This is a genomic window from Arthrobacter cheniae (assembly GCF_003602275.1).
In the GTDB taxonomy this organism is placed as follows: Bacteria; Actinomycetota; Actinomycetes; order Actinomycetales; family Micrococcaceae; genus Arthrobacter_D; species Arthrobacter_D cheniae.
Map to the genome: position 1 here is coordinate 15,881 of NZ_QZVT01000012.1, position 12,911 is coordinate 28,791.

Consider the following 12,911-nt stretch of genomic DNA (forward strand, 5'->3'; position numbering starts at 1 on the left):
ATGACGACTCCCAGCGCAGGAACGACAGCAGGACCGCAGCAGTACATCCCCGAGGGCCTGCCCTCCCATATCCAGCACTACATCGGCGGCCGGTTCGTCGATTCCATCGGAGGGGCGACCTTCGATGTCCTCGACCCGGTATCCAATACCACCTACGCGACGGCAGCGGCCGGCCAGACGGAGGACATCGACGTCGCCGTCACAGCCGCCCGTCAGGCGTTCGTGCACGGGCCGTGGCCGCGGATGAAGCCCCGGGAGCGGGCGCGAGTGCTGAACCGGATCGCCGATGCCGTCGAGGCTCAGGAATCGAGGCTCGCGGAACTGGAGACCTTCGACACCGGTCTGCCGATCACCCAGGCGAAGGGCCAGGCCCTCCGCGCTGCGGAGAACTTCCGCTTCTTCGCGGACCTCATCGTGGCCCAGTTCGACGACGCCATGAAGGTCCCCGGTTCCCAGATCAACTACGTCAACCGCAAGCCGATCGGCGTCGCCGGGCTCATCACGCCCTGGAATACGCCCTTCATGCTCGAGTCCTGGAAGCTGGCGCCCGCCCTGGCCACCGGCAACACCGTGGTCCTGAAGCCGGCCGAGTTCACCCCGCTCTCCGCGTCGCTCTGGGCGCAGATCTTCAAGGACGCCGGCCTGCCCGACGGCGTCTTCAACCTCGTCAACGGACTCGGGGAGGAAGCCGGCGACGCCCTCGTGAAGCACCCGAATGTTCCGCTCATCTCGTTCACGGGTGAGACCACCACGGGCCAGACGATCTTCCGCAATGCAGCGGCGAACCTCAAGGGACTGTCGATGGAGCTCGGTGGGAAGTCGCCCTGCGTCGTCTTCGCGGATGCAGATATCGACGCCGCCATCGACTCGGCCCTGTTCGGAGTGTTCTCCCTCAACGGCGAGCGCTGCACCGCGGGGTCCCGCATCCTCGTCGAGCGGGCAGTCTACGACGAGTTCTGCGAGAAGTACGCTGCTCGGGCGAAGACGATCGTCGTCGGGGATCCGCACGACCCGAAGACCGAGGTCGGCGCCCTGGTGCATCCCGAACACTTCGCGAAGGTCGCGTCCTACGTGGAGATCGGCAAGACCGAGGGACGCCTCCTCGCCGGTGGCGGCCGCCCCGACCACCTTCCCGAGGGCAACTACATCGCGCCCACGGTATTCGCCGACGTCGCCCCCGACGCCCGGATCTTCCAGGAGGAGATCTTCGGCCCCGTCGTCGCCATCACCCCCTTCGACAGCGACACCGAAGCCCTCGAGCTCGCCAACAACACGAAGTACGGACTCGCCGCCTACGTCTGGACGAAGGACCTCACCCGGGCACACACCTTCGCGCAGAACGTCGAAGCGGGCATGGTCTGGCTCAACAGCCACAACGTCCGGGACCTGCGCACTCCGTTCGGCGGTGTCAAGGCCTCCGGACTCGGCCACGAGGGCGGTTACCGCTCCATCGACTTCTACACCGACCAGCAGGCCGTGCACATCACCCTCGGCACGGTCCACACCCCGAAGTTCGGGAACATCGAGGACTCAGCCGCCAACGAAGGCTGATCCCCACCTGTTCCCTCAACGGAGAGAGACATCATGTCCCACCGCATCCCCACCCCGTCGGTCCCGGCACCGGACATCGTCCGCTGTGCCTACATGGAGATCGTGGTCACCGATCTCGCCCGCTCACGCGAGTTCTACGTCGACGTCCTCGGCCTGCATGTCACCGAGGAGAACGACGACGCGATCTACCTGCGCTCCCTCGAGGAGTTCATCCATCACAACCTGGTCCTGCGCAAGGGACCCGTCGCCGCCGTCGCGGCCTTCGCCTACCGCGTGAAGTCACCCACGGAGGTCGACGTCGCGGAGGCGTACTACAGGGAACTGGGCTGCCGCACCGAGCGCCGGGCGGAAGGGTTCACCAAGGGCGTCGGGGACTCGGTCCGCGTCGAGGATCCGCTCGGCTTCCCCTACGAGTTCTTCTACGACGTCGAGCACGTGGAGCGCCTCACCCAGCGCTACGACCTCTACTCCGCCGGCGAACTGGTGCGCCTTGACCACTTCAACCAGGTCACCCCCGACGTCCCCCGGGGCCGGGCGTACCTCGAGGACCTCGGCTTCCGCGTCTCGGAGGACATCCAGGACTCCGACGGCGTGACCTACGCCGTCTGGATGCACCGCAAGCAGACCGTCCACGACACAGCCCTGACCGGCGGCAACGGGCCCCGCATGCACCACGTCGCGTTCGCGACCCACGAGAAGCACAACATCATCCAGATCTGCGACAAGATGGGCGCCCTGCGGATCAGCGACCGGATCGAGCGCGGGCCCGGACGCCACGGCGTCTCCAACGCCTTCTACCTCTATATCCTCGATCCCGACGGCCACCGCATCGAGATCTACTGCCAGGACTACTACACGGGTGACCCCGACAACCCGACCATCACCTGGGACGTCCACGACAACCAGCGCCGCGACTGGTGGGGCAACGCCGTCGTTCCGTCCTGGTACACGGAAGCCTCGCTGGTCCTCGACCTCGACGGGAACCCGCAACCCGTCACCGAGCGGGACGAGAGGAGCGAGCAGGCAGTCACCGTCGGTGCAGACGGCTTCTCCTACACCCGCAGGGACGACGGCGGCGCACCCGCGGAGGGTTTCAAGCTCGGCACCCAGCTCTGACTTCTCCCGGACCACCGAAGGACTCCCGATGCTCGATCCGCAGGCCATCAGCGGCATAGCCGACGAACTACTCGACGCTGCCCGGACACGGACGCCCGTCCCCCTGCTCACGTCCCGCTACCCGGGCATGACCGTGGAGGACTCCTATGCCGTGCAGCGGCTCTGGTGCCGGCGCAACGAGGACGCCGGCCGCACGCTCGTAGGGCGGAAGATCGGCCTCACCTCGCGCGCCATGCAGGCGGCCACCGGCATCACCGAACCCGACTACGGTGCCATCTTCGACGACATGGTGCTCGAGACCGGGTGCTCGGTCAGGTGGGACCAGTACTCACACCCAAGGGTGGAGGTGGAGCTCGCCTTCGTGCTGAAAGCCGACCTCACAGGACCGGGCTGCACCATCTTCGACGTGCTGAACGCGACGGACTATGTGGTGCCTGCGCTGGAGATCCTCGACTCGCGGATCGAGATGGAGGGCCGCACCATCGTGGACACCATTTCCGACAACGCGGCGATGGGCGCCATGGTGATCGGCGGCAGGCCGGTGAGGCCGGACGCCGTCGACCTGCGCTGGGTGTCCGCCATCCTCTACAAGAACCAGGTGGTGGAGGAGACCGGGGTCGCCGCCGGGGTCCTCGACCATCCTGCCGCCGGTGTGCACTGGCTCGCCAACAAGATCGCCGCCCACGGTGACGGCCTGAAGGCCGGCGACATCATCCTCGCCGGATCCTTCACCCGACCCATGTGGGTCCACGCGGGCGATACCGTCCACGCCGACTACGGACCCCTGGGAGCCGTCACATGCCGCTTCGTCTAGCCCCCACCTTCGCCGACGCACTGGTCGCGTCCGACCGCCCGCTCGCCGGGATGTGGGCCTGCTCCGGCAGCCCGCTTGTCGCCGAGATCTGTGCCGGATCGGGTCTGGACTGGCTGCTCATCGATGCCGAACACAGCCCCAACGGGCTCGAATCGATCCTCGCCCAACTCCAGGCCGTCTCCGGCTACCCGGTCCAGGTACTCGTCAGACCCCCCGTCAACGACACCGTGATCATCAAGCAGTACCTCGACCTCGGGGCACAGAACCTCCTGATCCCCATGGTCTCCTCCGTCGCGGACGCCGAAGCCGCCGTCGCCGCCACCCGGTATCCGCCCGAGGGTGTCCGGGGCGTCGGCTCCGCCCTGGCCCGCGCCGCACGCTGGAACAGGGTGTCGGACTACCTGGCGGATGCGTCCTCCACGATCAGCCTGACCGTGCAGATCGAGTCCACGGCCGCCGTCGAGGCCGTGGACGACATCCTTGCGGTGGACGGCGTCGACGCGATCTTCGTCGGGCCCTCCGACCTCGCGGCCTCCATGGGACTCCTCGGCCAGCAGGAACACCCACAGGTGCGCGCCGCAGTCGAACACTGCCTCGCAGCAGCCGAGCGGGCCGGCACACCAGCCGGAGTCAATGCCTTCAACCCGACGACGGCCCGGCACTACCTCGACGCCGGTGCCCGCTTCGTCCTGGTCGGGGCCGATGTCGCACTCCTCGCCCGGGGCTCCGAGGCCCTGGCCGCCGACTTCATCCCGGCCTCCGACGGCGATTCCCCGGCCGGTTACTGACGTTGTCTTCGCACGGTGCCGCACTGTCGTGGCTTCGTGCACGGACGTACGCAGGGGCCCGTCAACTTATTTGTCATGGAACCGCCCTGCAACGCTGCCGAAACGGGCGCTTCGCACAGTGGAGTCATGAAACGCTCCACCGGTTCCACTGCTGCTTCACTCCGATGCGACTCCTGCGGGCAACTGCCCGAGCCCGGTAAGGTCCGGCTGACACTCGCCAATGTGGCCGTGATGCTGCCCATAGAACTGGCCGTCCACGCCGTGGTGGTCCAGACGCACCTGAGCTATCCGCTCAAGGTGCTCCTCCTGGCCCTCACGGCGACCGCGCTGGTGATCTGGGTGGCGGAGCCCTCCGTAATGAGGTTCCTGCGGACCTGGCTGCACGCCCCTGCGTTGAAGCAGCGCGGGCGACTCGACGCCGCGGCGGATCTGTGGCGGGCGCGCGTCAGGGTCGACGACACCCCCGGAGCCCTGGAACGCATCTCCCACCAGCTGGCCCGTCGCGGGGTCAACATCATGTCACTCCACATCCACCCCGGATCAGGGTCGAGCGTCGATGAATTCGTCCTCGCCGCACCGACAGGAATCGGGGAGCAGGACCTCGTGCGGGCCCCCCTCCTGGGCGGTGGGGCCTCCGCCCAGGTCTGGCCTTCCACTGCGCTGGCCCTCGCCGACGGACAGACCAAAGCGCTGTCGCTTGCCTGCCACGTGGCGCAGGACCCCTCGGAGCTGCCGTACGCAGTCGCCGAACTCCTCTCCGCTGATCCCGTAGTGCCGCCGTCGCCCGCCGTCCGGTCCTTCGTCGAAGGGGCCGAACTCCTCAAGATTCCCTCCCCGGCCGGGGAACCGATGGTCTTTTCCCGGGCCGGGGAACCCTTCACCGCCGCAGAATCCGCACGAGCCCACCGGCTGTCCGAGTTGGCGGCGATGGCCGCGCACTGCGGCGCGCTTCATGGCCGAGGCGACTGACTGCGATCGGACCTGAGGACAGGGCTGAGCGTGATGGTTCTTCCCCGGTCCTCGCTAGCTCAGGTCTGTGATGAGTGCTGATGCAGCGCAGTCACGGATGCCGTTGATCCCTGCAACCGTGGTGTCCTTGTCCTCATAGGGCTCACTGGTGACGAGGGTGGCACCGTCATCTCCCGTGAGCCGGAACCGGAAATGGTCCTGTTCGCGATATATCTCGAATCGTCCTGCCACAGCTGCCTCCTGGGTCGTGCAGCGCTGTCCCTTGCCCCTCGGGTGTGCCGCGGGGCTACGGCGGAGGGGACGACGCTGTCATACCCATTCGACACGATTCGGTTCCCGTCGGCAACCACTCCCGAGGTTCCACGATAGGCAACGGGCAGGAGCCAGCGGGTGGCAGCGACACGGGCTGCACGCGCACCGTAGGGGAGGTCTGCTTACTAAACTGTGCTGGACCACCGGACGACTTCTCACACCAAGCAGGTGAGCGTCGCCCTCGGTGTCACCGTCTCATCAGCTCCCTGCACGTCACTCCTCGGTGAGGATTGCTGCAGGCGAGCCCTCGCACATCCGACTGGGAGAACAAATCATGACCACCGCACCTACGCCCCGCGCGGGCACCCGTACCAACGTCCAGAAAGCAGCCCTCGCCGTGGGAGCCGTGTTCCTTCTCGTGGGCCTGCTCGGCTTCATCCCCGGCATCACCAGCCAGTACGACCAGCTCNCGGCCTGTTCCAGGTGTCCGTCCTGCACAACATCGTGCACCTGCTCTTCGGGGCAGCCGGGATTGCCCTGGCGCGCACCATCAGCGGCGCCCGCTCGTACCTGCTGTACGGGGGGATCATCTACCTGGTCCTGTGGATCTACGGCCTGGTCATCGACCAAAGCTCGGCCGGCAACTTCGTCCCCCTGAACGACGCCGACAACTGGCTGCACCTGCTCCTGGGAATCGGCATGGTCGCGCTGGCACTGCTGCTCACACGCGACCGCACCGCCACGAAGCACGCGTAACGCACCTGACTGATCGACCCGACCTCACCGGTCGACACACCCCCAGAGTGGGGCTCCGGACGAGTTCCGGGGTCCCGCTCCCCAGGTTCGACGGCACTACCGACAACGGCCCCGGAGCAGTTCGCGTGGTGGTTACTACCTGCTCGGGATTTCGGCGGACTGGCGGGTCCTGATGTCGGCCTTGCCACTGCTGTTGCTGTCCTGTGGTTCGGCCGGTGTGTGCAGGGTGATGAGCATGTCGCCCAATTTCCTGATCCTGGTTCCGCTGTCGGGGTCGATGCCGACGCCGGAGATGATGGCGCCCTGCATGAGAACCAGCCAGCAGTAGGCGAAATCGTCGGGATCAGTGAGTCCCATCGCGGTCGCGGCTGCCTCGAGGCTGGAGCGTATCTCGTTGAGGTAGACCAGGCTGGCTGCACCCACGGGATGAAGGGGACCGGTTTCGAGCAGGGCGCGGATGTAGGGGCAGCCGGTGAAGCCGGGGGTGTGGAACCACTCGTCGAAAATGTCGAAGATCGCGAGCAGCTGCTCCCGGGGTGTATCCGCCCGGCGCTGGGACTCGGCCGTAAGGTAGCCGGTCGTGAAGAGCTGCTGGCGGCGCTCGAAGAACGCCATGACGAGGTCGTCCTTGGACGGGAAGTGGCTGTAGAAAGTGGCCTTCGCGACCTCCGCAGTGGCGATGATCTCGTTGACGCCGACGGCCCGGATGCCCCGCTCCACGAACAGGTCGTAGGAAGCTGCGAGGATCCGCTCCCGCGCATCCTTTACAGGTGTTGTGACTTCAGCAACCACAGGGACTCCTTGAAGTTGAGACACGGTACCTGAATTCTACAAGTAGACAGACTGGTCTGATTTCTGGTTAGAATCGATTCCGGCCATCCCCCCAATGGCCGTAATCGCGGACAAGCTTGAGACCGTATCCGCGATGCTGGCACCGGCGGTTCTTCTGGGACCGTCCGGTGCCGGCACCATTAACCGTCCACCCGGGCATGATCAGGACGGAGTGCAGGTAGGTGAGTACCGTGTACTCCTCGGCGGGGCTCCTGCCCGTGGCCACCAGGTTTCGTCTTCAGGTGCTCGATGACGGGATCCTGGTCCTTCAGTGGGACAGATCCCTCGAAGTGACCGTTGCCGACGCCGTCGAACTCATCAGACACAAGGAACTCCTCGCTCCTGGTAGATGCTCCCCGATACTGGTCGAACTCAATGGAATGGTCACCATGGCGCGGCACGCCTTCGTCCTGATGGCGGAATCACTGGACGTCTCGGCAGCCGCGATCGTCGGCTCCTGCCCTGTCGAGAAGATCCTGGTGACGCACTTCGAAGCCGTTCATCGCCCCCCGTACCCGGTGGCGTACTTCGAAAGCCGGGGTCAGGCCCTCGAGTCGTTGCATGAACGAACCCTCCTCACCCGATGAGCGCCCGGATGATGCTGGTGAGGAAGCACCCGGTCCTCGTGGGTGGCTCCGTCGAGTCGGAGCACATTTCCGGCCCGGTTTCACCACGTCGCACAGCTTGCAGAATTCGTCCTGGCGCCTCTGTCCCGAGGCTTAGACTGGTCATCGCAGGGTCGCCCGTTCGGGCGCATCTGGTGGGCGCCCCAGTCCATGACCAGCCCTCGAAGCCCTCTCTTCTCCTGGTCGATGACGACTCCCATCGACCTTCACCGGTTCCGCGTGCGCGGAATCGGTGTCCGGACCTCCACCACCTCGGAAAGCTACCCGTGCCCCTGCCCCCTGCCGCATCCCGCCTCGCGAACCTGGAGGCATTCCTCTTCGACCTCGACGGCGTGCTCACACCCACTGCCGAGGTGCACATGCGCGCCTGGTCGCGACTCTTCACGTCGTATCTCGCCGCCAAGGGTCTTGACCAGACCTACACGGACGATGACTACTTCACCTTCATCGACGGTCGTCCCCGCTACGACGGCGTGCGGGCGTTCCTCGCATCGCGCGGCGTGACCCTGCCGGAGGGGACTCCCGACGACCCACCGGAACTGGAGACCGTCTGTGGACTGGGGAACCGGAAGAACAGGACCTTCAACGACACGCTTCGGGATCAGGGCGTCACGGCGTACCGGGGCTCCGTCGCGCTGCTGGACGCCGCCGCGGCCAGCGGTCTTCGCGTCGCGGTGGTGACGAGCTCACGCAATGGGACCGCCGTCCTCGCAGCCGCCGGGCTCAGCGATCGTTTCGGGGTCGTCGTCGATGGACTGCTGTCGGCGGGACACGGGCTCCCAGGCAAACCCGCTCCGGACACCTACCTGCACGCCGCCGAGCTCCTCGGTCTTCCCGCCGCGGCATGCGCGGTCGTCGAGGACGCCCCGTCCGGGATCGATGCCGGCCGGGCCGGCGACTTCGGTCTCGTGATCGGTGTGGACCGTGGGGTAGGCGCGGCGACGCTGCTCGCCCGCGGTGCCGACCTCGTCATCGACGACCTTGCCGAACTCATCCCGTTCCTCCCCGCCAGCTAAGTGCTGCCGCTCCCACCCGCACCACAGGACACACCATGAATCTCATCACCGCAGACCCCGTCGACCGCAACCACTTCCCCGTGGACGAGTGGGCGCTCGTCGAGACGGAGTTCGACGTCGCCCAGCAGGGCCGCAACGAGACGCTGTTCACCGTCGGGAACGGCTACCTCGGCTTGAGGGGCAACCTCGACGAGGGTAGGGACGGGCACGCCTACGGTACCTACGTCAACGGTTTCCACGAGACATGGCCGATCCAGCACGCGGAGGAGGCATACGGATTCGCACGCGTCGGACAGACGATCGTGAATGTGCCCGATGCCAAGATCATCCGCCTGTACGTCGACGACGAACCGTTCGTCCTGTCCAAAGCGGACATCCTTCGGCATTCGCGGCGCCTCGACTTCAGCGACGGCCTCCTGACACGTGAGATCGAGTGGCGCACTCCCTCCGGGAAGCACGTACTCATCCGGTCGCGCCGCATGGTGTCCTTCACGGATCGGCACCTCGCGATCATCGACTACGAGGTCGAAATGCTCGATGCCGAAGCCTCCATCCTCATCTCCAGCCAGTTGCTCAACCGGCAGGACGGCGTGGATGAGTACCAGGTGAATCTCCTCAAGGAAGGCGGGGCGTTCGATCCCCGCAAAGCGGAATCGTTCCGCGACCGGGTGCTCCAGCCGCGGCTCAAGCGCATCGAGGACACGCGGTACCTGCTCGGCTTCAGCACGACGAACTCCCGGATGACCATCGCCTGTGGGATCGAGCACGATCTGCTCACCGACAACGAGTGGGATCAGACCTCGCACATTGAGGACGACCTCTCGACCCACGCCTATCGGATCAAGGCCAAGCCGGGTCGACCCATCCGGCTCCTCAAGAACATCAGCTATCACACCTCGCGCAGCGTGCCCGCGCGCGAACTGGCCGATCGCTGCAGCCGCACCCTGGATCGTGCACGCGAAATGTCCACCGAAGAGCACTTCCGACAGCAACGCGCCTGGCTGACCGACTTCTGGTCACGCTCGGACGTCGAGATCGAGGGCCAGCCAGCAATCCAGCAGGCCGTGCGATGGAACCTCTTCCAGTTGGCCCAGTCCACGGCCCGGACCGACGGCGGTGGCATCGCCGCGAAGGGCGTCTCCGGCTCCGGCTACGGCGGGCACTACTTCTGGGACACCGAGGTCTACGTCCTGCCCTTCCTCAGCTACACGGCTCCCGTCGTCGCACGCAACGCGCTCCGTTTCCGTCAGTCGATGCTCGAACCGGCCCGAGCGCGTGCGGCCGAACTCAACCAGCGCGGCGCGCTGTTTCCCTGGCGCACCATCAATGGTGAGGAGTCTTCGGCGTACTACGCGGCCAGCACCGCCCAGTACCACATCGACGCGGACATCTCCTATGCCCTCATGCAGTACGTAGCAGCGACGGGTGACGACGACTTCCTCAACCGCGGCGCGATCGACATCCTCGTCGAAACGGCGCGGATGTGGGCCGATCTCGGCTTCTGGCGGAGCAACGGCGACGACAACTTCCATATCCACGGTGTCACCGGCCCCGACGAGTACACGACCGTCGTCAACGACAACCTCTATACCAACGTGATGGCCCGTGCCAATCTCCGCTCCGCGGTCCGTGCAGTCGCATCGCTCCAGGCCATCGACGGCCCCGCGCATGCCCGGATGGTCGCCCGTCTGGGGCTCGGGGATGACGAGCTGGACGAATGGGCACGCGCCGCGGAGAGGATGCACATCCCCTTCGACGAACGCGCCGGCATCCACCCCCAGGACGCTGCGTTCCTCGAGAAGGAGCTGTGGGACCTGGAGAACACCCCTCCGAGCAAGCGCCCCCTCCTGCTGCACTACCATCCCCTGGTGATCTACCGCTTCCAGGTGCTCAAGCAGGCCGACGTCGTGCTCGCACTGCACCTGCAGGGCCACGAGTTCACGACACGGCAGAAACGCTCCGACTTCGAGTACTACGAAGCCCTGACCACGGGCGATTCGACCCTGTCCGCCGTGGTCCAGTCGATCATCGCCGCCGAGGTCGGATACCACGACCTCGCGCTCCGATACTTTCTGTCCTCACTGTTCGTGGACCTCGCCGATCTGCACCGCAACACCTCCGACGGCATCCACGTCGCGTCGACCGGCGGAGTCTGGAGCGCCCTCGTCTACGGCTTCGGAGGGATGCGCGATCACAATGGCCGGATCACGCTGGAGCCGAGGCTGCCCGAGGCGTGGACCAGGGTGAGCTTCCGCATCACCCTGCGCGGCACCCGTGTGCGGGTGGACGTGATGCAGGACGCGATCACCCTGACGGTGGAAACAGGTGACACTGCCACGGTCTCGGTGCACGGCCGACCCATCGAGGTGACGGCCGGCTTCCCCGTCACCGTCCCGCTCGACGACCAGGGACCGCGCCTCACCGGCACCCCCACCACGAGTGACATCGAAGGGAGCCGCCGCGCTGACGGCTCCCTGGTGACCGCTTCGATCCCGAGGATCACCGTCAACCCGTAGCACCGCGGCGAAGGCTGCGTGGAACCAGTCCTGCGCCCACACGTCAGCCGACCGTGTGGGCCGGGATGTGGCCTAGCGTGCCGAGCTTGTAGCCGTGGCGGGCGCGTCGTCCGCAGTGATGAGGATGTTGCCCTCGGAGATGGACTCGGACAGCACATCGTGTTCGATCGAGGTGGCGAGCGACTTCTCCTTGACGAAGCACATCAGCACGGAGGCGATCAGTGCCAGTGGGACCATCCAGATGAAGATCGGGGTGAGCGCGTCGTTGTAGGAGGAGATGACCGCGTCCCTGATGGGCGCGGGCAGACCAGCTACGAGGGCGGGTGTCAGGGAATTCGATCCTGCGGCCTCTCCCCCGGTTGCCATGGCCGGCAGCCTCTCGGCGAGCAGTCCGGTGAGGCGGCTGGCGAAGAGGCTCCCGACTACTGCCGAACCGAGCGTGGCGCCGATCTGGCGGAAGAAGTTGTTCGACGCGGTCGCGGTTCCCACCTCACGCAGCGCGAACGAGTTCTGCACGATCAGCACCATGATCTGCATGCTCAGGCCCAGCCCGAGCCCCATCACGGCCAGGTATGCGCAGATGGTCCAGAGGGGCGCTTCGGGCGTCAGGGTGGAGAGCAGTCCCAGGGCGACCGCGACCAGCAGTCCGCCCGCGATAGGCATCCATTTGTATCGCCCGGTCCGGCTGACAAGCTGTCCGGAGACGACCGAGGCGACCAGGAGCGCGCCCATCATGGGGATCATGAGCAGACCCGAGGTGGTTGCGTCGACGCTGAAGGCCATCTGGAGATAGGTCGGCAGGTACCCGATCGCACCGAACATGGCCACGCCGATGAACAGACCGGCAATGGTGGCGAGGTTGAAGTTGAGGTCCCTGAAGAGGTGCAGGGGGATGATCGGCTCCGCTGTCCGGCGCTCGACGGCGACGAACGCCGCTGCTGCCACGACGGTCGCGGCGATCAGACCGAGGATGATCGGATCGCTCCACGCGTATTTGCTACCGCCCCAGGTGGCGAAAAGTACGAGGGCCGTGGTCGAGATGGCCAGCAGTGCCATGCCGCCGAGGTCCAGGCGCGGCCTTCCTGAGTGCTTGGGCAGTTTGAGGAAGAACACGGCGCCGGCCAGGGCCAGCAGTCCGAGCGGAATGTTGATCCAGAACACCCAGCGCCAGCCGGGGCCCTCGGTGAACCAGCCGCCCAGCAGGGGACCGGCGACCGAGGCGATGGCGAAGACCCCGCCCATCAGGCCCATGTACTTGCCGCGCTCGCGCGGGGGAACGACATCGGCGATGACCGCCTGGGACAGGATCATCAGACCGCCGCCGCCGAGGCCCTGGATGACCCTCGCGGTGATGAGGACAGCCATGTCATTGGCCAGGGCACCTACGACCGACCCGATCATGAACAGCACGATGGCTGCCATGAGCAGGGCCCTGCGTCCCATCAGGTCCCCGAGCTTCCCGTAGATGGGCATGGTGATGGTCGAGGTCAGGATGAACGCGGTGATGACCCACAGCATGTTGTCGACGCCGTTGAGCTCGCCGACGATGGTGGGCAGTGCTGTGCTGAGAACGGTCTGGTTCAGCGAGGCCAGGAGCATCGAGAGCATCAGCCCGATGAAGAGCAGCACCATATGCTGTTTTCCTTCGGCCGGCGCCGCAGCGGGAACAGCTTCGG

11 protein-coding genes and 1 pseudogene are annotated in these 12,911 nt (G+C 66.2%); 9 read left to right on the top strand and 3 right to left on the bottom strand.

The genetic code is table 11. The features are described 5' to 3' along the window. From hpaE to D6T63_RS16590, 5 genes are all read left to right on the top strand, one after another. Positions 1-1,551 carry a 5-carboxymethyl-2-hydroxymuconate semialdehyde dehydrogenase gene (gene hpaE, locus D6T63_RS16570; RefSeq protein WP_120150167.1) on the top strand — a complete coding sequence of 517 codons (1,551 nt, stop codon included), beginning with the start codon at positions 1-3 and terminating at the stop codon, positions 1,549-1,551. Positions 1,552-1,584: 33 nt separating this feature from the next. Further along, positions 1,585-2,667, top strand: coding sequence for a 3,4-dihydroxyphenylacetate 2,3-dioxygenase (hpaD, locus tag D6T63_RS16575; RefSeq protein WP_120150168.1), 1,083 nt, complete (start codon positions 1,585-1,587; stop codon positions 2,665-2,667). A gap of 28 nt (positions 2,668-2,695) precedes the next feature. Next, on the top strand, positions 2,696-3,481 hold the full coding sequence (gene hpaH, locus D6T63_RS16580) for a 2-oxo-hept-4-ene-1,7-dioate hydratase (RefSeq protein ID WP_120150169.1): 786 nt from the start codon (positions 2,696-2,698) through the stop codon (positions 3,479-3,481). Then, positions 3,466-4,269 carry an HpcH/HpaI aldolase family protein gene (locus tag D6T63_RS16585; RefSeq protein WP_182977070.1) on the top strand — a complete coding sequence of 268 codons (804 nt, stop codon included), beginning with the start codon at positions 3,466-3,468 and terminating at the stop codon, positions 4,267-4,269. Before hpaH ends, D6T63_RS16585 begins: the two co-directional genes overlap by 16 nt. A gap of 126 nt (positions 4,270-4,395) precedes the next feature. Further along, positions 4,396-5,238 (top strand): ACT domain-containing protein, encoded by an 843-nt coding sequence (locus D6T63_RS16590; protein WP_120150170.1) that lies wholly within the window; start codon positions 4,396-4,398, stop codon positions 5,236-5,238. A 54-nt stretch (positions 5,239-5,292) separates the two neighbouring features. On the opposite strand, the gene D6T63_RS16595 is transcribed toward D6T63_RS16590, so the two are convergent. Beyond that, the gene (locus D6T63_RS16595) at positions 5,293-5,469 is read right to left on the bottom strand and encodes a YegP family protein (RefSeq protein ID WP_120150171.1); all 177 of its coding nucleotides are present in this window, start codon (positions 5,467-5,469) and stop codon (positions 5,293-5,295) included. 355 nt (positions 5,470-5,824) lie between these two features. Between D6T63_RS16595 and D6T63_RS16600 the strand changes: the two are divergent. Next, positions 5,825-6,246, top strand: a pseudogene (locus tag D6T63_RS16600) (DUF4383 domain-containing protein). Between the two features lie 135 nt (positions 6,247-6,381). Here the strand turns inward: D6T63_RS16600 and D6T63_RS16605 are convergent. Beyond that, a complete protein-coding gene (locus D6T63_RS16605) occupies positions 6,382-7,038 on the bottom strand; it encodes a TetR/AcrR family transcriptional regulator (RefSeq protein ID WP_182977071.1) in 657 nt (218 codons plus the stop codon). 221 nt (positions 7,039-7,259) lie between these two features. Between D6T63_RS16605 and D6T63_RS16610 the strand changes: the two genes are divergently transcribed. The 3 genes from D6T63_RS16610 to D6T63_RS16620 all read left to right on the top strand — a co-directional run bounded on the left by D6T63_RS16610 (position 7,260) and on the right by D6T63_RS16620 (position 11,235). Further along, on the top strand, positions 7,260-7,664 hold the full coding sequence (locus tag D6T63_RS16610; RefSeq protein WP_120150173.1) for a DUF7793 family protein: 405 nt from the start codon (positions 7,260-7,262) through the stop codon (positions 7,662-7,664). Between the two features lie 311 nt (positions 7,665-7,975). Beyond that, positions 7,976-8,719 (top strand): HAD family hydrolase, encoded by a 744-nt coding sequence (locus tag D6T63_RS16615; RefSeq protein ID WP_235830825.1) that lies wholly within the window; start codon positions 7,976-7,978, stop codon positions 8,717-8,719. Positions 8,720-8,754: 35 nt separating this feature from the next. Continuing rightward, positions 8,755-11,235 (top strand): glycoside hydrolase family 65 protein, encoded by a 2,481-nt coding sequence (locus D6T63_RS16620; RefSeq protein ID WP_120150174.1) that lies wholly within the window; start codon positions 8,755-8,757, stop codon positions 11,233-11,235. Positions 11,236-11,307: 72 nt separating this feature from the next. Here D6T63_RS16620 and D6T63_RS16625 read toward each other — a convergent pair whose 3' ends face one another. Continuing rightward, positions 11,308-12,867, bottom strand: coding sequence for an MDR family MFS transporter (locus D6T63_RS16625; RefSeq protein ID WP_120150175.1), 1,560 nt, complete (start codon positions 12,865-12,867; stop codon positions 11,308-11,310). Between the last annotated feature and the right edge of the window lie 44 nt (positions 12,868-12,911).

Bases quoted from the DNA above. Each gene is read 5' to 3' on its own strand.
- hpaH (WP_120150169.1), top strand. From the start codon at position 2,696: ATGCTCGATCCGCAGGCCATCAGCGGCATAGCCGACGAACTACTCGAC.
- hpaD (WP_120150168.1), top strand. From the start codon at position 1,585: ATGTCCCACCGCATCCCCACCCCGTCGGTCCCGGCACCGGACATCGTC.
- D6T63_RS16590 (WP_120150170.1), top strand. From the start codon at position 4,396: ATGAAACGCTCCACCGGTTCCACTGCTGCTTCACTCCGATGCGACTCC.
- D6T63_RS16625 (WP_120150175.1), bottom strand. From the start codon at position 12,867: ATGGTGCTGCTCTTCATCGGGCTGATGCTCTCGATGCTCCTGGCCTCG.
- D6T63_RS16585 (WP_182977070.1), top strand. From the start codon at position 3,466: ATGCCGCTTCGTCTAGCCCCCACCTTCGCCGACGCACTGGTCGCGTCC.
- D6T63_RS16620 (WP_120150174.1), top strand. From the start codon at position 8,755: ATGAATCTCATCACCGCAGACCCCGTCGACCGCAACCACTTCCCCGTG.
- hpaE (WP_120150167.1), top strand. From the start codon at position 1: ATGACGACTCCCAGCGCAGGAACGACAGCAGGACCGCAGCAGTACATC.